This is a genomic window from Vibrio sp. RE88 (assembly GCF_013113835.1).
Lineage (GTDB): Bacteria > Pseudomonadota > Gammaproteobacteria > Enterobacterales > Vibrionaceae > Vibrio.
This window is the reverse complement of sequence record NZ_VTYQ01000005.1, coordinates 136,224-158,404: the sequence shown is the minus strand read 5'-3', so window position 1 is coordinate 158,404 and position 22,181 is coordinate 136,224. Positions and strand designations below refer to the sequence as shown.

The following is a 22,181-nucleotide window of genomic DNA, read 5'->3' as shown; positions in this document are numbered from 1 at the left end:
TTTTCGCTCATTGGTCGATATATTCCATGAGGATGATGTAAGGAGATCGCTATGACACCAGTAGGAATGGAGCCAGCAAAGCTGACACCAGCCCAGCAGGTCAAGCCTCAAGCGAATCAAAGTGAGCCAAATAATGGCCCAGCTCCGCTTAAAGTGGAGCAAAATAAAGTCACGCTTTCCGATGAAGGAAAAGCGTTGCTTGCCGCTTTGCAGGAGATTGATAAGGAAGCGAAAGCCGCAGAGAAGGCGGATAAAACCGTCAGCGATCAAGTAGAATCCTTCACGCATGGTGCGTTAGGCATTGATAAACCTGACGAAATCAAAGAAGAAGACGATGGTGCTTATTCTGCGGGGCAATATCTTTCCGCTGCGGCAACAGTGGGCGGAATACTTCTGGCGCTGATATAGAGTTATTCCGACCAATTGCCCTTTTCCGTCATCAAGCTTCATGGACGCTAAGTTAACTAGTGTCATCTTTCTGCGCCTAGCCTAAACTCCACAAATTGTGCACGTCGTATTTTGGTCGCGCCAGTATGGAACCCTCGCTTTCACTGCTCTATAAACCGACCTTCTTTGGCGTTTACAGAAAAGCGCGCTTCACCACAACACCTGTTTGCCCTGCTTCCAGCCAATTAAGCGTCATTGATTACATTCCAGTAACACCGTTAATCCTTGTTGTTAGATAACTCAATTCACTGGGCTTTATTTCGTGCCAATCAACACAAAAAGCAACCATGCAAACGATTTTATAAATTAATTCATTGATGACACAAATGTGAAATGTAACAGTGATTTAATCAGGACGCTTTTACAAATAAGGACAATTCGATGAAGCACTTAACAAAACCTCTTGTCGCGGCAGTCGCGACTTCTGCGCTCTCTTTTAATGCACTTTCTGCAGAAATTAAAAACGTTATCCTGATGATTGGTGATGGAATGGGCCCACAGCAGGTTGGCCTGCTAGAAACTTATGCCAATCAAGCCCCGAACTCTATTTACCAAGGTCAACCGACGGCACTTTTTAAACTCGCTCAGGAAGGGGTTATTGGTTCCTCACTGACCCACCCTGAAGATGCGATTGTGGTTGACTCAGCATGTTCGGCAACCATGCTTTCAACGGGTATTTATACTGGCTCAGAAGTCATTGGTATCGACTCTCAAGGTAACCATGTTCAGACGGTTTTAGAAAAAGCCAAAAGCATGGGCAAAGCAACCGGGTTGGTTTCTGATACCCGCCTCACTCATGCTACCCCAGCCTCATTTGCCGCGCACCAACCTCACCGCTCTCTAGAGAATGACATTGCATCTGACATGTTGGAAACGGGAGCAGATGTCATGCTATCCGGCGGTCTTCGTCACTGGATTCCAAAGTCGACCAACGACAAAGGTGAGACATACAACCAGCTGAAAACGCTGACTCAGGGCGATGTTTACCTTAAGTCTAAGCGCAAAGATGACCGTAACCTGCTCAATGAAGCGCAACAAGACGGTTACTCGCTTGCCTTTAACCGTGACATGATGACAAAAGCGCAAGGCGATAAGTTGCTTGGTCTGTTCTCCTACTCTGGTATGAACGATGGTATTGCGTATAGCGTGAGTAAAAATGATCCAGAGCGCACGCAACCAAGCCTCAAAGAAATGACGGATAAAGCGCTGGATATCCTTTCGAAGGACGAAGACGGCTTCTTCCTCATGGTTGAAGGCGGCCAAATTGACTGGGCTGGACACAGTAATGATGCCGGTACCATGCTGCATGAAATGATCAAATTTGATGAAGCCGTCAATACCGTTTACCAATGGGCGCAAGGCCGTGAAGATACCATTGTCATCGTTACCGCTGATCATGAAACGGGATCGTTTGGCTTCAGCTACTCCTCTCAGGACCTGCCAAAACCTGAGCAACGTGATGGCGAAGCTTTTGCCGAGCGTAGTTACGCCCCTAACTTTAACTTTGGTGCATTTCAGATCTTAGATGGTCTATACAACCAGAAGAAGAGCTATTACGGCATCGTGAGTGAGTTCCAAAAGCTGGATAAAAATCAGCAAACTGCGGCTAAATTTGCAGAAATGGTGAACAAGAATACCGATTTCCCAATCACTTCCGGTCAAGCAGCGAATGTCCTTGCCAGCAAACCTAACCCATATCGTTTAGCTGGGCATAAGTATTTGTCTGTTGAAGAAGTCCCAGCAATTAACGACTTCGACGCCTTCTTCCCATACAACGATCGCGGTAACCTACTTGCACGTGAGCAAGCCACTGGCCAAAACATCGTATGGGGCACAGGTACGCACACACATACACCAGTGAACGTGTTTGCCTGGGGGCCAGCAGAAGCCATTATTCCTGTGTCTAAAATCATGCATCACTCGGAGCTGGGTGAATACATCAAGACGCAAGTTAAATGAGCAAACCTTGAGACTTCAGCAAAATAAAAACGCCTTTCGGGGCGTTTTTTAGTGACATTGTTTTCTGTTGACTCGTACTGCATGGCAGGTTAGTAATAGCGGTTTATCATTGTTCAGCATCGTATTATGTGTGAAATATTTTCTAATCAACCTCAAGAAAACTATCAGATTATTGCCCGCTCGATCCGAATTGATGGCCACGCGACCAGTATTAAGCTCGAAGCCAGCTTCTGGCAGATCTTAGAGGAAATCGCGCAGCAACAATCAATGACACTGCCCCGCTTTATCAGCGCGATTTACGCTGAAGCATTGAAATACAATGGGGAAATCAAAAACTTCACCTCCCTACTTCGCTGTGCTTGCCTCATCTACCTTCTCCAACCCGATGATGTTATGGCAGCCGTCAAACAGCAGCTCATCGTAAACAGTTAAAATCTTTTCGTTGTCGTACTCCGGTACTACCTTCCGCTAAACATTTCCCCTTATTCTTCTCACCAACAGAGCAAGGGGGAAGATAATGACGAAGCTAATTCACACTATGGTGAGAGTACAAGACCTTACCGCTTCGATTGAGTTTTATCGCACAGCACTTGAACTTGAGGTGAAAGACCAATTCGTTTTTGACGGCTTTACCCTTACTTACCTAGCCAACCGCGAAACTGGTTTTGAGTTAGAGTTGACCCACAATCACGATACGAAAGAACCCTATAGTCACGGAAACGGCTACGGGCATATTGCAGTCTGTGTCGATGACATTCATCAGACGCATCACAAACTCAGCACGCTAGGATTAGCTCCCTCTGAAACGAAAACCATGCAGCACCAAGGTATTGATCTCGCTACTTTCTTTTTCATTACCGATCCCGATGGATACAAAATCGAATTCCTACAACGTCAGGGAAGATACCAATAAACAACAACGAAAAATTCATAAATACAGAGTAAACATAATGATAAATTTAACCGCGACTTTTCACGCAAAAGCTGGCCAAGAAAGCGTACTGCAGTCATTGTTGGTCGCCATGCTAGAACCTACCCGAAATGAGCCAGGATGCCTTCGCTATGACTTGTTAAAGGACAGCAGCAACTCGGCAATATTTATGTTTCAGGAGCAGTTCACTGACAAGCAGGCTTTTGACGAACATTGCCAACAGGCGCACTTTCTCAACCTTTTAGACAGTTTGGAAGGTTTGCTAGAGCAGGAACCGACCATCACCTTTTACGACCAGCTATAAACGCAAAAGAGCGTCATCGGCGCTCTTATTCTTATCTAGTCAAAGTGATTTAATCACCCTGTTTAACCATATGTAAGTGCACATCTTGTTGAGGGAAAGGAATCGATATGCCTTCCTGATCAAATCTCAGTTTCACTTCACGTGTGACATACCAGTACACATCCCAGTAATCATCGGTTTTCACCCAAGGGCGAACGATAAAATCGACCGAAGACGTGTTCAACAAATGTACACGAATATTAGGTTCGGGATTACGTAATACCGCTGGATGAGAGTCGACAATTTCTTTTAGCACTTTCTCTGCTTGAAGAATGTCATCGCTATAACCAATGCCAAACACCATATCAACGCGACGCACTCGTTCATGGGTAACATTCTTAATCACATCCCCCCAGATCTTGCCGTTCGGCACAATAATGATTTGGTTATCGAATGTCTTAATGGTGGTGTTAACCAAGCTCATGTGACTCACCTTGCCATCAACGCCACCAGCAAAGACAAAATCCCCGACATCAAATGGGCGGTAGATGAGCAGCATCATACCTGCTGCAAAGTTGGAAAGCGTATCCTGAAGCGCAAAACCGACAATCACCCCAGCAATACCAAAACCCGTCAACACAGGCGTTAGATTAAGCCCTATTTGAGACAGCCCAATCAGAATACCAATAATCCATACCGCATTGCCTGACATGGCGATAAAGAAATCTTGCATCAGCTGTGACATTTTGAGGTTTTTTGAAACCACCGTTTTGCTGACGACTTTACGCGCCAGCTTAGCAAGCATCTTGGTGACCAGTAGAATCAGAATAAATACGAACAGCTGAAACAAGTGCTGCGGGGCATTGTTGGCAATCCAACTCCAGAAATTGTCCGACCAATGCGTTACCACAGAGAGTGCAACCTGCCAGTCCAACAAATCCTGGGTCACACTGCCTGTAACTTCAAACATCAGACGCTTATACTCTGCGGTCTTAACCGATAGCTGATCGGCAATGGAGACTAGAGAACTCAGGCTATCCCCAGCAATATTGAGCCTTTGCTGGGTCACCAATCGACTGAGTTGTAGGCTGGATTTTTCTGATTCTGGGCTAATGGAAAGCTGCTTATCAACCACATCAATCTGCTGGCTGAAGTACTCCACCGACGCAGAGACCAGACGCAATCGCTTGGTGATAATACTTTTAAATTGCTTTTCTTCTAGAGTCTCATCGACACCCAGCTGCTTGAGCCACTGAATATTCTGCCAACTCGACTCAACCACTGTATCAAGATAGTGCTGTAGCTCCTGATAGTCATTGAGCATCGTCAGACGCTGTTCATCTTTCGCTTCATTGAGCTTCTCGCTGAGTGACTTTATCTTACCTTCAAGATACTCGGACGCCCCTTGGGAATAGGCTTGTTGGGTCGCTACCTGCTCAATCAATGTCTCTTTGGGCAGGCTATTTTGCTCGATGGCGGTGGCCAGGATCGACCTTAGTTCCTCATTTTTTTGGAACAGTTTCAGCTGCAGCGCATCTCTTTCATCACCAATCGCACTCTCAAGTGTCACCGTTAGTTCTTTCAGGTCAGCGTTTATCTTGGTGATCGCCGCTTCAGCCCTTGATAGCGTAGGAGCTTGCGCCAATGCTTGAAAGCTCAGCATCCACGCCATCAGCGCAACAATGAACAGACTGGTAAAAGACCGATTAGTGAATCCAAAGTTGTGGTTCATATACACCTCGAAAGCGGCACCCTTCATGTGCAAGCTTTTGTTTAAACAATGATTACTAAACAGTGTATATCAACAAAGCATATTGGCGAGTCTTTGCCGTGTTAGCGATTGGCAAATACAAAAACAGCCGCAATTAGCGGCTGTTTTTGTATGGAATCTATTATGCTCGATCAGGATGGTTAAGAATGTGGTCCTCCCAGTCCACCACGTCGATCTCGTATACAACTTTGTTACGAACACTTTCGCCTGCCGCATGCATCGCAGACTTAGATCCTGTAATCAGAGGGTGCCATTCAGGAATCGGCTGCTTTTCCGCTAACAAGCGGTAAGCGCAGGTGTGCGGCAACCAAGTGAAGTCATCAATATCATCGCGGGTTAGTTTGGTACATTCCTCACCTGATGTGAATCGGTTCGGGTAGTCTTTGCACGAGCAGGTTTTACTGTTTAACCAACTGCACGCCACATTGGTATAGTAGATTTCGTCCGTGTCTTCATCCATCAGCTTATGCAGGCAACACTTACCACAACCATCACAGAGAGCTTCCCACTCCTGCTCGGTCATTTGTTCTAGTGATTTGCTTTCCCAAAATGGCTGGCTCATAACATTACTTCGGTATCGGACAAGGGGAGCGTTTATACCGCTTAGACGCGTAAAGTTCAAGGGCAATTTTTGTACGGAACAGAGAAGTAAAGGCTGCATTTAAAAGGCTTTCCGAAACTCTCTCAGATAAGCAACAGGTTAGCGAGTTCAACGGCCCCTGGCACGATGACCAAGCGCGTAAGTCTTTGGTGATTGTTTGAGGTATTTTGCTTTGTAATTGCCATTGAGATGCACCAAAGTCCCTCTTAATCTATCGAGATGATAACGCTGCTCACTGCTGCCTAGATTAAACTCTAACGTTTCCCCATCAAACGCAAAGTGTGTGCTGATTAAATCTTCGTTCCAATAGATCCCTTCTTCCGCCACATGCAGCGTATTGGCGGCATAGGTCGCCACATTCGACTCTTCCCACACACCAAGCAATTCCTGGCGAGCCTGCTGGTGTTCGTAATCAATAACAAAATAGATGCCAACACCAACCATAACTGCGCCAGCTATGCCAAGGGCCGTCGCGACTTTACTGGAATGTTTTGTCCAAAAGCTTTTATCGCTCATATGACGAGACACTCCCGATTGTATTTTTCATTTCAAAACGCCTAAAAAGCGTTTCCCCTAACCTTTAAGTCTAGTGGAACACGCTCAAAACTAACAAAAATATAGATTAGAGGGAGGCTGCTTCTACTCACGCTCCTCTCATATAGGCGACCAAGCTATGAATGTCATTAAGTAATCAAATGATGCATTGAGCGAATTTCATACTGCTAACGGCAATCTTTTTTGCTACTATCGCGCCCCTGTTTTTGATGAGGTCATCAATATGGAATGCCGATTAGGCTGTGGAGCGTGTTGTATCGCGCCAAGTATTTCTTCGCCGATTCCGGGCATGCCGAAAGGCAAACCGGCTGGCACAAGATGTATTCAGCTCAATGAAGATAATTTGTGTAAGTTGTTTGGTAAACCAGAAAGACCGAAAGTGTGCCACGAATTTAAACCCTGTCCTGTCGTCTGTGGTAGTACGAACCAGCAAGCGATCGACAACATTACTGAACTTGAAAAACTGACATAAAAAAGCCGCTTTATCATAAAGCGGCTTTTTCGTTTTAGAGGCTGAGTATCACACCAGCGATTGAGGCACTCATTAAGTTGGCCATTACCCCTGCTGCAATGGCACGGAATCCATACTGGGAAATAAAGCTGCGACGCTCAGGTACCAAGCTGCCCAGCCCACCAATCAGCATTGCCATTGTCGAAATATTCGCAAAACCACACAAAGCGAACGTCACAATCGCCTGTGAATGCTCATTAAGCTGAGATTTCACTTCCATTAGCTGAATAAAGGCAACAAATTCATTAACCACCACTTTGTTACCAATCAGAGAACCCGCGGTAATCGCTTCACTCCACGGAACACCCAGCAGCCAAGCCACTGGTGCAAACAAGTAGCCTAAGATGAGCTCAAAACTCAGCTCCATGCCGACCAGACCACCAATCCAGCCCAGCATGCCATTAAGCATGGCAATCACACTGATGAACGCCAGCAAGGTGGCACCAACCGCGACAGCTATTCGTAAGCCGGACATCGCACCATCCGCCATCGCCTCAACGACATTGGTCGCTCGTGGCATATCGACATTGTCCATTTCAACCTGAGCGTCAATTTTTTCCGTTTCAGGGACTAATATTTTTGCCATCAGCAAACCAGCAGGGGCCGACATAAACGCTGCAGCGATCAGGAAATTGAGCTCCACGCCCAGCGACGCGTAACCAACCAGTGTACCACCAGCTACGGAGGCAAGACCGCCTGTCATCACGGCAAAGAACTGAGAATCTGTCATCTGGCGAAGATAGGGCTTCACCACTAGAGGCGCTTCAATCATACCGACGAAAATGTTTGCCGTAGCAGACAGGGATTCTGCACGGCCTATTCCCAGCAGTTTTTGCAATCCGCCGCCGATCACATTGATCACTTTCGGCATTAGGCCAATATGGTACAGACCGGAGATCAGCGCAGAGAAGAAGACAATAATACCCAACACGTTGATGGCAAATGTAAAACCACCGGTTGCCAACCCACCAAACAAAAAGGCAATCCCTTCCTGACCATAGTTGATCAGATTCGACACTGCTCCAGTGACATTGTTCAGCACTTCTTTACCTGCTGGCACATAGAGAACTAACAGCGCAAAGGTAATCTGCAGAGCAAAGGCTAAGGACACCGTTGTCAGGTTAATATTTTTTCTGTTGGTGGAAAGTAGCCATGCCAGTGCAAGAATGGCGATGATTCCGAGGATCGAGTTCATGGAGGTATCCGACTAAAAGGGGATTAAGAATGGCGTCGGATAATATTCCGTTACAAATGAGATGCAAATCCAAGTTGTTAAAATCCGGTTTACTTTCCACAACTCAAACTTTAATCAACGCGTTAAGCTGCTGTTTTCAATCAAGATAAACGTTTGCTTTTCGTTATTTTTTCCATATAGCAAAGATGTTTCCAAAAACAGAAACAATCTCAGGGAGAAAATTAGGCTTTAGGTCGATGGATATAGGGAGACAATCGTTTATCCCAGTAGCAAGGTGAACCAATTTTATTCTTAATGAACTCAATCACTGCCGTTGTCTTTGTCGACAGATAACGACGGCTAGGGTAAACCGCATAAAATGGCATGTTCTGACTGGGTAACCACTCAGGTAAAAGCTGAATCAACTGACCTTGTTTGAACTCGTCACGAATCAGATAAGTAGCGAGGTAGGCGACTCCCCACCCAGCGACAGCGGCATCCCGCACAGCTTCAGCCAGATCGACCGAATAATTTCCCGACACCTTCACATTTAGCTGATCGTCACGATTGGAGAATGCCCAGCTGGTGTAGTCTCGCTCCCAACTTCGATAAATCAGGCAATTATGCTCAGCCAAATCGTTCGGGTGATGAGGGGTATCGTGTTTCATCAGATATTCTGGCGAAGCGACTACCACAAACTGACTGTCCGCTAACCGCTGTGCAACGTATCCTTCAGGCAGCGTCTCGTTGTTGGTGATCCAGAGATCAAGCCCCTCTTGTAACATGTCGACCTTGTAGTCAAACAAATGCATCTCTACTTGCAGATTAGGGTACTGCATTCGCAGCTCATCAATCGCAGGGAGAATATGCAAGGTGCCAAACGACTGCGATAAGCCGATTCGAATCAAACCCGCCACTTCATCTTTTTGGCTTTCAACTTCCAGATGCGCTTCTTCGACACTTCGCACTACTTTTTGGCAATGATAGAAAAACTGCTCCCCTGCCTCAGTCGGCGTAAAAGTCCGTGTGGTGCGTTGGACTAACTTAACCCCTAACGACTCTTCCAACAGCGCCAGTTGCTTACTGACATGCGATACAGAGACCCCTAGACTCTTGGCAGCCTGAGTAAAGTTTTTATGAGTAAGTAAGGCGGCGAACACCACCATTTGAGACGCGCGATCAGACAGCACAAGGACTCCACAAAATAAAAGGAGCTCCGAAGAGCTCCTAATCAAAACGATTAAAGTGCGATTCTATCGGCCAGGTGGCTAACGGCTAAAGCGAAGTAATAAGAGCGATTCCACTTCATCAACACATTGTAGTTATTGTATACCAGATATACGCGGCCATTGGCGTCATCAGGAGCAATCAACCAAGCTTTAATATCTTCATCCAATTGAGGCAGTGGACGTCCGTCATAGCGAGTGACCCCCATTTTGCTCCATTCCTGAAGGTATTTCCCTCTCTCTTCACTGCGACCCTGAATGCTGGTATCAAAACCTTGTGGCAGCTTAACCTGACGCCCCCAAGTATAGGAATCAGTCCAGCCAGACTGGCTCAAGTAATTGGCTGCGGAGGCAAATACATCGGCTTCGTTATCCCAGATGTCTTTCTTGCCGTCACCGCTGCCATCCGCGGCATAAGAAAGAAAAGAGCTTGGCATAAACTGGCACTGGCCCATCGCCCCTGCCCATGACCCCTTCATGTCCTCAGGCTTGATATGCCCTTCATCAAGAATCGTTAATGCTGCCATGGCTTCATTACGGAAAAACGCTTCACGGCGACCGTCATAAGCCATGGTCGACAGCGCATCAATCACGCTGTAATTGCCGGTGAATTTGCCAAAATTACTCTCAACGCCCCAAAGCGCGACAATAAAGCGAGGTTGAACACCGTACTCCTCACCAATACGCTGCAGCTCTTCTTTATGCTTCACGTACAGCTCTTTGGCCTGTTTTACTTTCCAGTCAGGCACTGCACGAGGAATGTATTCATCCAGCGTGAGTTTTTTTTCTGGTTGGTTACGATCGGCTTTCACGGCTCGTGGTTTATACGTCACATCCTCAAAAGCCGCAGAAATTGTTTGCTCAGAGATGCCTTTTTGTCGCGCCTCTTGTTTTAATCCTTCAACGTATTGCTCAAAGCTCAGCTCATTAGCCCAAGCTGAGCTCGCAATCGTCGCACCTAGTATGACTGACAATAATTTTTTCACATTGCCCTCCTTGAGCAACATTATGATTCGCCAACAACTTCCCTATTATAGATGAGAGAAATTATTCTGATTGCTGGCGCGCCTTTTGTTCTTTGTATTCGTCCAACAGGTTCTTTGGCGGTGGCGGTAACTGAAGGAAAAAGCCTTCATCTTTCATCGATTGCTTCACTTTTTCAATGTCGACTTGAGCCAGTTCGCGACCGTCCAAATTCACCATCATGACCATGGTAGGTTTGCCAAACATTTGCATCAATGTGTCAGGAACTTGTGAAAAATCATCCTTTTTCGGGATATATAGGTACGCGCCTTCTTTTTTAGAACTTTTGTAAATTGCACAAAGCATGGGAAGCCTTTTGTCTGTTTAGATTCAGAGAACGTCAATGTTTCGCTATTTTTGAGAGCAAAACACTCAATTGAGCGCAAGATAACTTGCTGTGCTTATTGTGGGAATATAACATGACAACCCTAGTCTCAGGCAACGTCCTTACGAGGTTCCCAAAAAAAGATGTCGAATTCACCGGACCTGAAAGGTAGTAGTTTTACTTTGTCCGTTTTACACCTTTCAAATAACGATGTTGAAAACACACTCCAATTTCTCAGTGAAAAAGTCGAACAAGCGCCGGCTTTCTTCGCTCAAGCCCCTGTTGTCATCAATATTTCAAAAGTTGATGGTGATATTGACTTTACGAGACTAAAGCAAGGGATTTCACACGCTGGGATGATTCCCGTTGGTGTGACTGGCTGTCGTGATAAACGCACTCAGAATCTGGCTTCAGAGGCTGGTTTTGCGGTTATGTCTGCCAGTAAATCCCCTTCTCAGGCTCCAGCAAAAATGGCACCAACCAAGATTATTCGCACTCCGGTACGATCTGGTCAGCAGATCTACGCCAAGGACTGTGATTTGGTGGTGTTAAGCCACGTCAGTGAGGGTGCCGAGGTTATTGCAGATGGTTCTATTCACATTCACGGAACACTTCGTGGTCGTGCGATTGCTGGTGCCAGTGGCAACACAGGTGCAGTGATCATCTGCAATAAGCTTAATGCCGAATTAATGTCAATTGCCGGTCACTATTGGCTCACAGAACAGTTTGCTGATGAATACTGGCAGAAGAAAGTTATGTTCAGTTTGGACAATGACTCGCTCAAGTTCGAGTTGTTAACCGTTTAAAGATAATAAGGAACACATAATGGCACGCATTATTGTTGTCACGTCAGGTAAAGGTGGTGTAGGTAAAACCACGTCAAGTGCCGCTATTGCTTCAGGCCTGGCACTTAAAGGAAAGAAAACCGCAGTGATCGATTTTGATATCGGGCTACGTAACCTCGATTTGATCATGGGTTGTGAACGCCGCGTGGTTTATGACTTCGTTAACGTGATTAATGGCGAAGCAACGCTCAATCAGGCAATGATCAAAGACAAGCGCACAGACAACCTCTTCATTCTGCCAGCCTCTCAGACGCGTGATAAAGATGCACTGACTCGCGATGGGGTTCGCCGCGTATTTGATGAACTGGATGAAATGGGCTTTGATTTCATCATCTGTGATTCTCCGGCAGGCATCGAGCAAGGTGCACTGATGGCGCTATACTTTGCAGATGAAGCTATTGTGACAACGAACCCTGAAGTTTCTTCGGTTCGTGACTCAGACCGTATCTTAGGCATTTTGGATTCGAAGTCTCGCCGTGCTGAAGAAGGTCTAGAACCTGTTAGACAGCACCTGCTACTAACACGTTACAATCCAGCACGCGTGACACAAGGTGAAATGCTGAGCGTCGAAGATGTCGAAGAGATTCTGCATATCTCATTGCTTGGCGTTATCCCTGAAAGTCAGGCGGTTCTGAATGCTTCGAACAAAGGTGTTCCTGTGATCTTCGATAACGAGACAGACGCGGGTATGGCTTACGACGACACTGTCGAGCGCTTATTAGGATCACAAGTGGATTTCCGCTTCCTAACCGAGCAGAAGAAAGGGATCTTCAAACGACTATTCGGAGGCTAAATGTCATTACTTGAATTTTTCCGCCCGCAGAAGAAAACGTCTGCCAATTTAGCCAAAGAGCGTCTGCAAATCATCGTTGCGGAACGTCGTAGTCAGGGTGACCCGTCACCTTCGTACCTACCACAGCTCAAAGAAGACATTCTCAAAGTAATTGGTAAATACGTCGCTGTGGATCCTTCTATGGTTGATCTCTCTTTTGAACACAAAGACGACGATATTTCGGTACTGGAGCTGAATGTCAAACTTCCGGAAGACGAGAAGTAAAAACAGTGGAATAGAATTCAAAAGCCAATGCGAGAGCATTGGCTTTTTTAATGGCTGCAAGCTATGCCGCGCGTCACTTTTAGCGATACACCCTCGCCACTCTCATAACGAAAAAAGCCCCAATCTCTCGATTGGGGCTAAACCTTTTCCCGATAGTTAGGTTTCGTGCTAGCGAAAACCTATCTCAACACTAACGCGCCTACTTATGCGTTAGCTTTTGCTTTTTTTGATTTTGGTGCTGCTTTTGCGGCTATTTGGTCTGCTTTCTTCTTGATAACAGTTGTGCCTTCGAAAGTCTCACCTTCAACGAACGCTTTACCGTAGTAAGACGCTAGTAGAACTTCTTTCAGCTCAGTGATTAGAGGGTAACGAGGGTTAGCACCTGTACACTGGTCATCGAACGCTTCTACCGCTAGTTCATCAAGCTTCGCTACGAAGTCAGCTTCAGAAACACCCGCTTCTTTGATTGACTTAGGAATGTCTAGGTCGCCTTTCAGTTCGTCTAGCCATGCTAGTAGACGTTCGATCTTCTGAGCAGTACGGTCACCAGCTTGGCTTAGGCCTAGATGGTCAGCCACTTCAGCATAACGACGACGTGCTTGTGGACGGTCGTATTGAGAGAACGCAGTTTGCTTAGTTGGGTTGTCGTTCGCGTTGTAACGTACCACGTTAGAGATGAGTAGTGCGTTCGCCAGACCGTGTGGTAGGTGGAACTCAGCACCAATCTTGTGCGCCATAGAGTGACAAACACCTAGGAATGCGTTAGCAAACGCGATACCAGCGATAGTTGCTGCGTTATGCACTTTCTCACGAGCAATTGGGTCAGATGCACCATTTGCGTAGCTTGATGGCAGGTACTCTTTAAGCATCTTAAGTGCTTGTAGAGCCTGACCGTCAGAGTATTCGTTTGCTAGAACCGATACGTAAGCTTCTAGAGCGTGAGTCACGGCATCGTAACCACCGAATGCTGTTAGAGACTTAGGCATGTTCATGACTAGGTTAGCATCTACGATAGCCATGTTTGGCGTGATTTCGTAGTCAGCTAGTGGGTACTTAGCACCAGTCTTGTCGTCAGTAACCACCGCGAATGGTGTAACCTCTGAACCCGTACCTGAAGTTGTCGTAATACAAACAAGCTCAGCTTTTTGGCCCATTTTAGGGAACTTGTAGATACGTTTACGGATGTCCATAAAGCGCATTGCTAGCTCTTCGAAGTGCGTATCTGGGTGCTCATACATTACCCACATGATTTTCGCTGCATCCATCGGAGAACCACCACCTAGCGCGATGATAGTGTCTGGTTGGAAGCTCTTCATCGCTTCAGCACCTTTCTCTACCACAGATAGCGTTGGATCGGCTTCTACGTCGAAGAACGTTTGCACTTCCATGCCTTGAGCTTTAAGCAGGCTAACTACGTCATCAGCGTAACCGTTGTTGAATAGGAAACGGTCAGTAACTAGGAACGCGCGTTTCTTACCTTCTAGATCGCTCAGTGCGATTGGAAGGCTACCACGACGGAAGTAGATAGACTTAGGTAGTTTGTGCCACAACATGTTTTCAGCTCGCTTCGCTACAGTTTTCTTGTTGATCAGGTGCTTAGGACCTACGTTCTCAGAGATAGAGTTACCACCCCATGAACCACAACCTAGAGTTAGAGAAGGTGCAACGTTGAAGTTGTACAGGTCACCGATACCACCGTGAGTCGTCGGGATGTTGATTAAGATACGCGCGGTCTTCATCTTGTCGCCGAAGTAACGGATGCGGTCTGCGTTAACATCTTGATTAGTGTACAGACCAGATGTGTGTCCGATACCGCCAATCTCAACCATAGTCACAGCCTGTGCCACGGCATCTTCGAAGTCATCTGCGCGGAATAGACCTAGAGTTGGAGACAGTTTCTCGTGAGCAAATGCGTCATCATAAGACACTTTGCCTAGGCCTTCACCTACTAGAACTTTAGTGTCTGCCGGCACTGTCACACCAGCCATTTCAGCAATGGCTGGCGCTGGTTGACCAACGATTTTCGCGTTTAGTGCGCCATCGATAAGCAGAACTTTGCGAACTTTCTCAGCTTCAGCTTTAGTCAAAACGTAAGCTTTGTGAGAAGCAAAACGCTCTTTGACTTCGTCGTAAACAGAATCAACTACGATTGCCGCCTGCTCAGAAGCACATACAACGCCGTTATCGAAAGTCTTAGACATTAGGATAGAAGCGACTGCACGTTTGATGTCAGCGGTTTCATCGATAACGACAGGAACGTTACCTGCACCTACACCGATTGCTGGCTTACCAGAAGAGTAAGCGGCTTTCACCATGCCAGGACCACCCGTTGCAAGGATAAGAGCGATATCATCGTGCTTCATTAGCGCGTTAGAAAGCTCTACAGATGGCTGATCAATCCAGCCGATGATGTCTTTTGGAGCACCCGCTGCAACTGCTGCATCTAGAACCAGTTTTGCTGCGTCGTTAGTAGAGTTTTTCGCACGTGGGTGTGGCGAGAAGATGATACCGTTACGGGTCTTCAGAGAGATGAGAGATTTGAAGATTGCAGTAGAAGTTGGGTTAGTCGTTGGTACGATACCGCAGATGATACCGACAGGTTCAGCGATAGTCATAGTACCTAGGTTGTCATCCTCTTCAAGGATGCCACAAGTCTGTTCGTCTTTGTATTTATTGTAGATAAACTCAGAGGCAAAATGGTTCTTGATTACCTTATCTTCAACAATACCCATACCAGACTCTTCAACCGCTTGTTGAGCTAGCGGGATACGTGCTTGGTTAGCTGCAAGAGACGCGGCGCGGAAGATCTTGTCGACTTGCTCCTGAGAGTATGTCGCGAACTCTTCTTGCGCTTTTTTAACGCGTGCAATCATTGCATCTAGTTCAGCCATATTAGTTACAGGCATAGGGAATCTCCTAAAATTAACAAATATTAAAAACTTTTTAGTAAGTAAACTGTGTGCTGGTTGTTAGTTGATTCAACAGTGTTTCTTAGTAAATTGCTTTCAGTGCTGATTATATTATTTCAGGTTGTGAAAAAAATTGACCCAGATCAGTTCTGAAATACTATTTACCCACTTAGTAGTACGCCGCAACTCAAAAACACCCTAACTCACTGTAATTTAATAATTAAATTTAAACCCTCTCGATAGGTAAATTTTCTCTCAATCAGCAATTCGCACTATGAGTTTCTCGAAAACTGTAAAAAAGTTTCATCATTTAGCTACAAACTTACATATACCCCACTATTAATGTGCCACTAAGCTTATATCCAATGACCGATGAGGCACTATAATCTCCCACTTTTTTTATCAAAAATGTGCAAATGTTAACGTTTGTGTCAATCAAACGAAACAGCACACATATTGCGCATAACAAAGTCTGTTATTGGTGTTTACATTTGTGTCAGGAATTAGATTTTCTCAGTAATGAATTCAGATTAGCTTTAGATTTTTTCATTCGTGAGTCAGCAAATTTTCGACTATATTCCGCCTATCACTTTGGTGATCCTGTTCTGGTCTTTACTTTGTGTAGGCAAACGCAATGCAAACGTTCGAAATCGCAATTTTTTTACAGTTCTTTCTAGGCTTGGTCGCCGCTGTTAACCCTGTCGGAATCATGCCCGTATTTGTTTCCTTAACTGGCCATATGACAGCGGAAGAAAAGCATAAGACAGCCACTACCGCTAACCTAGCGGTTGCGGTCATATTGATCGTGTCTTTGTTAGCTGGGCAAATGCTGCTGGACATGTTCAGTATTTCCCTGGATTCATTCCGTGTTGCCGGTGGCTTACTGCTACTTAGCATCGCTTTTTCTATGATGAGTGGTAAGTTAGGTGAAGATAAGCAGAACAAGCAAGAGAAGTCGGAATACGTAAGCCGCGAACAAATTGGCGTGGTTCCTTTGGCAATGCCACTGATGGCCGGACCCGGTGCAATCAGTTCAACCATCGTTTATGGTGCACGTTACCCGACCATGATGGATACCGTCGGTATCATTATTACCGTCAGCTTATTCTGCCTTTGTTCTTGGTTCCTATTCCGTTCAGCGCCGCTGATTGTGCGTTTTCTTGGTCAGACAGGAATTAACGTCATCACACGTATCATGGGCTTGATTTTGGGGGCACTCGGCATTGAATTTATTGCCAATGGCTTACGTAACTTATTCCCTGGATTAGCCTGACAAGAATGTTGCAGGTATGATTAGTGCTATCGATTAAAAGGTAGCACAGTCATGCCACGCAAATCCCTGAAACACCATCTCTATATCATTATTTTTGGCACGCATACGAAGGCCGGTCGTGTCTTTGATATCGCATTAATTATTGCGATTCTTTCATCATTATTGGTGCTGGTTCTGGAATCCATTCCAGCGGTTGCCTCCCAATGGCGAACCGAACTACGTTACTTGGAATACACATTTACCGCGCTCTTCACCATTGAGTACCTGCTGCGCCTGTATTGTTCTCCAAAACCCGTGGCGTATGCAAAAAGCTTCTATGGTGTCGTCGATCTGTTAGCCATTCTGCCAACATACCTAGCCTTTTTCTTCCCGTCTGCGTCATTCATGGGTGTCATCAGGTTACTGCGCGTGATGCGAATCTTCCGCATACTTAAGTTGGTGCGTTACCTGCAGGACTCCAATATTCTGTTGCGTTCATTGCTCATGGCGAGAAGAAAGATTTTCATCTTCTTCAGTACGGTCGCCATCCTTGTCACCATCTTTGGCGCACTGATCTTTGTCATTGAAGGGCCAAAAAACGGCTTTACCAGCATCCCTAAAAGTATCTATTGGGCGATCGTCACCATCACGACGGTCGGATATGGCGATCTTGTTCCTCAAACCAATTTGGGCAAAGCCGTGGCATCCATCACTATGTTGCTTGGTTACTCTATACTGGCCGTACCAACTGGTATCATCACCGCCGAGCTCAATCAAGAAATGCGCACCCACAAGTCTTTGGTCAAATGCCCTAACTGCTCAAAGTCAGGCCACGAATCAGACGCTATGCATTGCAAACATTGCGGGAGTGAGTTGGCCGATCCTGACCAAAGGATAATCGTCGAAGAAGATTAGAAGCTAGGCAACTAAACAAAAGAAAGGGTTGACGTCAAACGTCAACCCTTTCTATTTACATCAAGCTGGAACCTCAAGGTATTCCCGCTTTGATAATTACGCTTTCTCAGCAAGGATGATGCGTAGTGTACGACGCAGTGGCTCTGCCGCCCCCCATAGCAGTTGGTCACCCACAGTAAAGGCATTGAGGAAGTCATCACCCATCGCCATCTTGCGTAGTCGACCGACAGGAATAGACAGCGTGCCCGTCACTTTCGCCGGCGTTAGCTCTGCGGCTGTGATGTCGCGATCATTAGGAATCACTTTCACCCAATCATTATGGGTAGCAATCATCTCTTCGATCTCATCCATCGGTACATTCTGTTTAAGTTTGATCGTCAGTGCTTGAGAGTGACAACGCATCGCACCGATACGTACACAAGTACCATCAATTGGAACAGGCGCATCTTGGAAGCCAAGAATCTTGTTCGCTTCAACGCCCGCTTTCCACTCTTCTTTACTCTGACCATTGTCGCGCTTCACATCGATCCATGGGATGAGAGAGCCTGCCAGAGGTACACCGAACTTGTCCGCTGGGAATGAACCGCTGCGCATGGTGTCAGCCACTTTTTTATCGATATCAAGAATAGAGCTTGATGGGTTTGCTAATTCTGAGCTTACTGAGTCGTTGATAACGCCCATTTGAGAGATCAGCTCACGCATATTTTGCGCACCCGCACCAGATGCGGCTTGGTAAGTCATCGCACTGGTCCATTCAACCAAGCCTTTTTCAAACAGGCCACCCAAGCCCATAAGCATCAAGCTCACAGTACAGTTACCACCAACAAACGTATTGGTGCCGCCATGGATGCCTTGTTGAATCTGAGCCATGTTAACTGGGTCAAGAGTGATGATAGAGTCTTGCGCCATACGCAGCGTGGATGCTGCATCAATCCAGTAACCTTTCCAGCCCGCTTGACGAAGTGCTGGGTAGACTTTCTCTGTATAGCTACCCCCTTGACAGGTAACCACTGCATCAAGCTGTTTTAAACTTTCGATGTCAAATGCATCTTGTAGGAGACCTGCTTCTTTACCAAGGTTTGGAGCAGGGATACCTACCTGAGAAGTGCTGTAAAATACCGGCTCAATAAGGTCGAAGTCTTTTTCTTCTACCATACGCTGCATAAGCACCGAACCTACCATGCCACGCCAACCGACTAAACCTACTCTCATTCTCAACTCTCCGTGTACAATATTTAAAAAAGGAATTCCTCAATATTTCAATTTTCCCAACAAAATCTCAAGGAAAAATTCACTTATTTCTGTAACTTTTGCATCCTTTTTTTAAATATCTCCTCCAAATGGCTTTTTGCCTCTTCTTTGCTCACCCATCCCGAATTACAACAAAACATACGATTTAATGTACACAAGAGATATTTTCGTGCTACAAACTATTCACAAAACAACTCATTTCAAACCATTAAATTTAACCAAATTTAATATATTTAACTACCAATAAATACATCAATAGATTTAAATCACATCGGAGTTGTATTTGTTCGAAATATTATTCTGAGTCATGTAAAGTGCATCGAGTACCCAAATGAGTAAACACTCTCTATATGTTCCTTCCCCATACACATAGGAGCATATGGCATATAACACATATAAGAGGCTCTGCATGACGCAACTCACTCCCCGTTTACCAAGTCTGATGCAAGTTATCGTTGCGCTTGGTTTGTTTTTGCTAATGGCTTTCTCTTTCACAGCCCAATTGGATTTGCCTATTCAGCTGGCTCTCTACATAGGCTGGTTTGTCATCATGATTCTTGGTGTTCGCCTCGGCCACCAATATAAAGATTTAGAAAAAGCAGCACTTAATGGCATTTCTAATGGTCTAGGTGCTGTTTTAATTCTTCTTGCGGTCGGCGCTTTGGTCGGCACCTGGATTTCAGGTGGTATTGTTCCGACCATCATTTACTACGGTCTAAAAGCGATTCATCCGTCTATCTTCCTGTTGGCAACCATGATCATCTGTTCTCTGACCGCGCTTGCAACAGGGACATCGTGGGGCGCAGCGGGTACTGCTGGTATTGCCATGATGGGTATCGGCCAAGGTCTAGGTGTACCTGCACCAATTACAGCAGGTGCTGTCCTGTCAGGTTGTTACTTTGGCGATAAAATGTCTCCACTTTCGGATTCCGTGATTTTGGCATCATCAATGTCTAACGTTGAAGTCGTTGAGCACATCAAGGGCATGTTACCAATCGCTCTGATCAGTTACATCATCACTGGCATCATGTTTACTGCATTTGGCTTCCACTACGCAGGCAATGTTGACATGACACAAGTGCAGTCAGTGATCGATGCTATGGAGAGTCAGTTCTACATCACGCCATACTCGTTTGTCCCTGTCATGATCGTCCTTGGTCTGTTAGCGATGCGTATGCCGTCTTTCCCAGTGATCAGCTTTGGTTCACTACTGGGGATTATCTGGGCAGTGATGATTCAAGATGTTGACTTCCTTCAGGCATTTAACACCGCATGGGCTCCGTTCCATATCGAGTCTGGCGTTGGGTTTATCGACTCTATTCTCAACCGTGGCGGTATGTCTTCTATGCTAGGTTCTGTCGCTGTGATCGTCTTTGGTCTGGGCTTTGGTGGTCTATTGGATAAAGTCGGCGTATTGGAAACCATCGCCAAGCTGTTTGAGCGTCGTGTCCAGAGCTCAGGTTCACTGGCAACCAGTACGATTGGTACCGCTTTCCTCGGCAACGTGTTTGGCTCAGCGATGTATGTTTCCCTGATCCTTACTCCGAAGATCTGTGCGAAAAACTACGATCGTCTTGGCTACAAGCGTAAGAACCTGTCACGAAATGCCGAATTCGGCGGTACGCTGACATCAGGCATGGTCCCGTGGAGCGACAACGGTATCTATATGGCAAGCATCTTAGGTGTTGCCACGCTTTCATACGCGCCATTTATGTGGCTAAGCTTTGTGTGTATTTTGGTGACGATTATTACCTCGTACATGGGCTGGTTTGTCGATAAGTGTGAACCGACTGCTCCTGCAAACACAGAAGAAAGCCCAGAGTTAAGCAAACAAACCGCTTAACAGATAAACCAAAAAAAAAGCGCCTAAACGGCGCTTTTTTATTGACTCTATAAGGAGTAATCATTCTTCTGGTCAGAACGCTCTGATAGGTATTCAATGAACTCAAATTGCAGATTGTGATCATCCATATAATAGGCGTTCTTGCGATGAGGGTGTTCGTCTCCTCGATGATCAACAAAGTAACCTTGCTTAGCTAATCTTGCTTCCATCGCATCTAGATCGGTAACCACGATTCCAACATGCCTAACCCCGGTGAAGCGCGTTTGCCAATCCGGTGCCTCTCCCTTTCCTGTAGAAGAAAGTGCTATGTAAGAGTTTTCATCGCCAACGTGACACCATTGAATAGTCTCACCCTGAGCGTTCTCGTACTCACCTCCACCACGGATCCACCATTCAGGCAAAGCGGTAGTGAGAAATTTCACCGTTTTACTTGGATTAACAACACCAATATTTGCATGCTCAACGTAGCTTTTCATAATTCAGTCCTTTTGAGTAAATAGATAGTTAATATAAGAATCAGCGCCTTATCGCCTAATCTTGTCTCCACTGATTTAACTCTAATTCCTCAAGTTAACTTTAGGTAAAGCACTTTTTTAAGTTTAATTCGATTGGAAGAAGACAGAGAAAATACTCGCTTGCGCCAACACTGAAAACGGGTAATCTGGACCTATCACTCTTTGTTTTCCGACCATTATGCACCTCATCGATCGCTTGAAAATCTACCTATTCCATAAAGAAAGAGTTCGGCGCTGGAAAGGAACGAGCCATAAGGTGCAAGGCTGGTCCAGCCACGAAGAGCAACAAATGCGCTTTGAGACTATGGCCCGAAACGTTGATTTCAAAGGTAAGCGCGTTTTGGATCTCGGTTGTGGGCTGGGAGAGTTGTATGACTATCTGTCAGAGCGTCAACGTCCTGGGTTTTATCTCGGTCTCGATCAGCACTGGTCATTTCTCCGCCAAGCCAGAAAAAGGATAGGCTCACCACAATGTCGATTTCAGTTCGGCGACATCAGTCAAACCACTTTGCCGGAGATGGACATCATCGTCGCCAGTGGCTCACTGAATTACCGAACGAAAAACCCAGACTACCTGAATGAGATGGTCATACGTATGTACTCTGCTTGCAGAGAAGTGACCGTCTTTAATCTTCTCAATATTGAAGCTTTTCCTGAACAAGAGGTATTGCAAGCCTATGACAAGCTTGAGGTGTTGCAGTTTTGCCAAACAGTGACACCTAATGTCACTTTGATTGACGACTACTCTGAAGCTGACTTTACTCTGGTACTTAGAAAATAAAACAGAG

Annotated in this window: 23 protein-coding genes; 13 read left to right on the top strand and 10 right to left on the bottom strand. The window is 45.8% G+C overall.

Annotated features, from left to right (window positions below; all coding sequences use genetic code 11):
• The first annotated feature begins 51 nt into the window (after positions 1-51).
• The 5 genes from F0265_RS13275 to F0265_RS13255 all read left to right on the top strand — a co-directional run bounded on the left by F0265_RS13275 (position 52) and on the right by F0265_RS13255 (position 3,641).
• The gene (locus F0265_RS13275) at positions 52-408 is read left to right on the top strand and encodes a hypothetical protein (RefSeq protein WP_171749244.1); all 357 of its coding nucleotides are present in this window, start codon (positions 52-54) and stop codon (positions 406-408) included.
• A gap of 420 nt (positions 409-828) precedes the next feature.
• On the top strand, positions 829-2,406 hold the full coding sequence (locus F0265_RS13270; protein WP_171749243.1) for an alkaline phosphatase: 1,578 nt from the start codon (positions 829-831) through the stop codon (positions 2,404-2,406).
• Between the two features lie 126 nt (positions 2,407-2,532).
• Complete coding sequence (locus tag F0265_RS13265) at positions 2,533-2,838, top strand: ribbon-helix-helix domain-containing protein (protein ID WP_171749242.1); 306 nt, start codon at positions 2,533-2,535, stop codon at positions 2,836-2,838.
• An 85-nt stretch (positions 2,839-2,923) separates the two neighbouring features.
• Positions 2,924-3,319 (top strand): VOC family protein, encoded by a 396-nt coding sequence (locus F0265_RS13260; protein WP_171749241.1) that lies wholly within the window; start codon positions 2,924-2,926, stop codon positions 3,317-3,319.
• Positions 3,320-3,356: 37 nt separating this feature from the next.
• Positions 3,357-3,641, top strand: coding sequence for a putative quinol monooxygenase (locus tag F0265_RS13255; protein ID WP_171749240.1), 285 nt, complete (start codon positions 3,357-3,359; stop codon positions 3,639-3,641).
• Positions 3,642-3,690: 49 nt separating this feature from the next.
• On the opposite strand, the gene F0265_RS13250 is transcribed toward F0265_RS13255, so the two are convergent.
• From F0265_RS13250 to F0265_RS13240, 3 genes are all read right to left on the bottom strand, one after another.
• On the bottom strand, positions 3,691-5,292 hold the full coding sequence (locus F0265_RS13250; RefSeq protein ID WP_253809474.1) for a mechanosensitive ion channel domain-containing protein: 1,602 nt from the start codon (positions 5,290-5,292) through the stop codon (positions 3,691-3,693).
• Positions 5,293-5,512: 220 nt separating this feature from the next.
• Complete coding sequence (locus F0265_RS13245; RefSeq protein WP_043008763.1) at positions 5,513-5,953, bottom strand: YcgN family cysteine cluster protein; 441 nt, start codon at positions 5,951-5,953, stop codon at positions 5,513-5,515.
• A gap of 147 nt (positions 5,954-6,100) precedes the next feature.
• Positions 6,101-6,508 carry a DUF2850 domain-containing protein gene (locus F0265_RS13240; protein ID WP_171749238.1) on the bottom strand — a complete coding sequence of 136 codons (408 nt, stop codon included), beginning with the start codon at positions 6,506-6,508 and terminating at the stop codon, positions 6,101-6,103.
• A gap of 262 nt (positions 6,509-6,770) precedes the next feature.
• Here F0265_RS13240 and F0265_RS13235 point away from each other — a divergent pair, with 262 nt between their 5' ends.
• Positions 6,771-7,019 carry a YkgJ family cysteine cluster protein gene (locus F0265_RS13235; RefSeq protein ID WP_080748865.1) on the top strand — a complete coding sequence of 83 codons (249 nt, stop codon included), beginning with the start codon at positions 6,771-6,773 and terminating at the stop codon, positions 7,017-7,019.
• A gap of 34 nt (positions 7,020-7,053) precedes the next feature.
• On the opposite strand, the gene F0265_RS13230 is transcribed toward F0265_RS13235, so the two are convergent.
• The 4 genes from F0265_RS13230 to F0265_RS13215 form a co-directional block, all read right to left on the bottom strand.
• Positions 7,054-8,253: a NupC/NupG family nucleoside CNT transporter gene (locus F0265_RS13230; protein ID WP_171749237.1), complete on the bottom strand. Its 1,200-nt coding sequence runs from the start codon at positions 8,251-8,253 to the stop codon at positions 7,054-7,056.
• Positions 8,254-8,474: 221 nt separating this feature from the next.
• Positions 8,475-9,422 (bottom strand): LysR substrate-binding domain-containing protein, encoded by a 948-nt coding sequence (locus F0265_RS13225; protein ID WP_171749236.1) that lies wholly within the window; start codon positions 9,420-9,422, stop codon positions 8,475-8,477.
• A 50-nt stretch (positions 9,423-9,472) separates the two neighbouring features.
• A complete protein-coding gene (locus F0265_RS13220) occupies positions 9,473-10,444 on the bottom strand; it encodes a lytic murein transglycosylase (RefSeq protein ID WP_171749235.1) in 972 nt (323 codons plus the stop codon).
• Between the two features lie 61 nt (positions 10,445-10,505).
• Positions 10,506-10,787 carry a YcgL domain-containing protein gene (locus F0265_RS13215; RefSeq protein WP_006962948.1) on the bottom strand — a complete coding sequence of 94 codons (282 nt, stop codon included), beginning with the start codon at positions 10,785-10,787 and terminating at the stop codon, positions 10,506-10,508.
• Between the two features lie 162 nt (positions 10,788-10,949).
• Between F0265_RS13215 and minC the strand changes: the two genes are divergently transcribed.
• From minC to minE, 3 genes are read left to right on the top strand one after another with little or no spacing between them, the layout of a single operon-like run.
• Positions 10,950-11,612, top strand: a complete 663-nt coding sequence (gene minC, locus F0265_RS13210; RefSeq protein ID WP_171749234.1) for a septum site-determining protein MinC — start codon at positions 10,950-10,952, stop codon at positions 11,610-11,612.
• A gap of 19 nt (positions 11,613-11,631) precedes the next feature.
• A complete protein-coding gene (minD, locus tag F0265_RS13205; RefSeq protein ID WP_043008773.1) occupies positions 11,632-12,444 on the top strand; it encodes a septum site-determining protein MinD in 813 nt (270 codons plus the stop codon).
• Positions 12,445-12,708: a cell division topological specificity factor MinE gene (gene minE / locus F0265_RS13200; protein ID WP_006962951.1), complete on the top strand. Its 264-nt coding sequence runs from the start codon at positions 12,445-12,447 to the stop codon at positions 12,706-12,708.
• A gap of 203 nt (positions 12,709-12,911) precedes the next feature.
• On the opposite strand, the gene adhE is transcribed toward minE, so the two are convergent.
• Positions 12,912-15,614 carry a bifunctional acetaldehyde-CoA/alcohol dehydrogenase gene (adhE, locus tag F0265_RS13195; protein WP_171749233.1) on the bottom strand — a complete coding sequence of 901 codons (2,703 nt, stop codon included), beginning with the start codon at positions 15,612-15,614 and terminating at the stop codon, positions 12,912-12,914.
• 637 nt (positions 15,615-16,251) lie between these two features.
• On the opposite strand from adhE, the gene F0265_RS13190 reads away from it, so the two are divergent.
• Both F0265_RS13190 and F0265_RS13185 read left to right on the top strand, forming a co-directional pair.
• Entirely contained in the window at positions 16,252-16,890 is a 639-nt protein-coding gene (locus F0265_RS13190; protein WP_171749232.1) for a YchE family NAAT transporter, read from the top strand.
• 51 nt (positions 16,891-16,941) lie between these two features.
• A complete protein-coding gene (locus F0265_RS13185) occupies positions 16,942-17,784 on the top strand; it encodes an ion transporter (RefSeq protein ID WP_171749231.1) in 843 nt (280 codons plus the stop codon).
• Between the two features lie 96 nt (positions 17,785-17,880).
• Here F0265_RS13185 and asd read toward each other — a convergent pair whose 3' ends face one another.
• Complete coding sequence (gene asd / locus F0265_RS13180) at positions 17,881-18,996, bottom strand: aspartate-semialdehyde dehydrogenase (protein WP_171749230.1); 1,116 nt, start codon at positions 18,994-18,996, stop codon at positions 17,881-17,883.
• 448 nt (positions 18,997-19,444) lie between these two features.
• Here asd and nhaC point away from each other — a divergent pair, with 448 nt between their 5' ends.
• Positions 19,445-20,878 carry a Na+/H+ antiporter NhaC gene (gene nhaC, locus F0265_RS13175; RefSeq protein ID WP_171749229.1) on the top strand — a complete coding sequence of 478 codons (1,434 nt, stop codon included), beginning with the start codon at positions 19,445-19,447 and terminating at the stop codon, positions 20,876-20,878.
• A gap of 47 nt (positions 20,879-20,925) precedes the next feature.
• Here the strand turns inward: nhaC and F0265_RS13170 are convergent, their stop codons facing one another.
• A complete protein-coding gene (locus F0265_RS13170; protein ID WP_171749228.1) occupies positions 20,926-21,354 on the bottom strand; it encodes a VOC family protein in 429 nt (142 codons plus the stop codon).
• Between the two features lie 295 nt (positions 21,355-21,649).
• Here F0265_RS13170 and F0265_RS13165 point away from each other — a divergent pair, with 295 nt between their 5' ends.
• The gene (locus F0265_RS13165; protein ID WP_345775869.1) at positions 21,650-22,174 is read left to right on the top strand and encodes a class I SAM-dependent methyltransferase; all 525 of its coding nucleotides are present in this window, start codon (positions 21,650-21,652) and stop codon (positions 22,172-22,174) included.
• Positions 22,175-22,181: the final 7 nt, after the last annotated feature.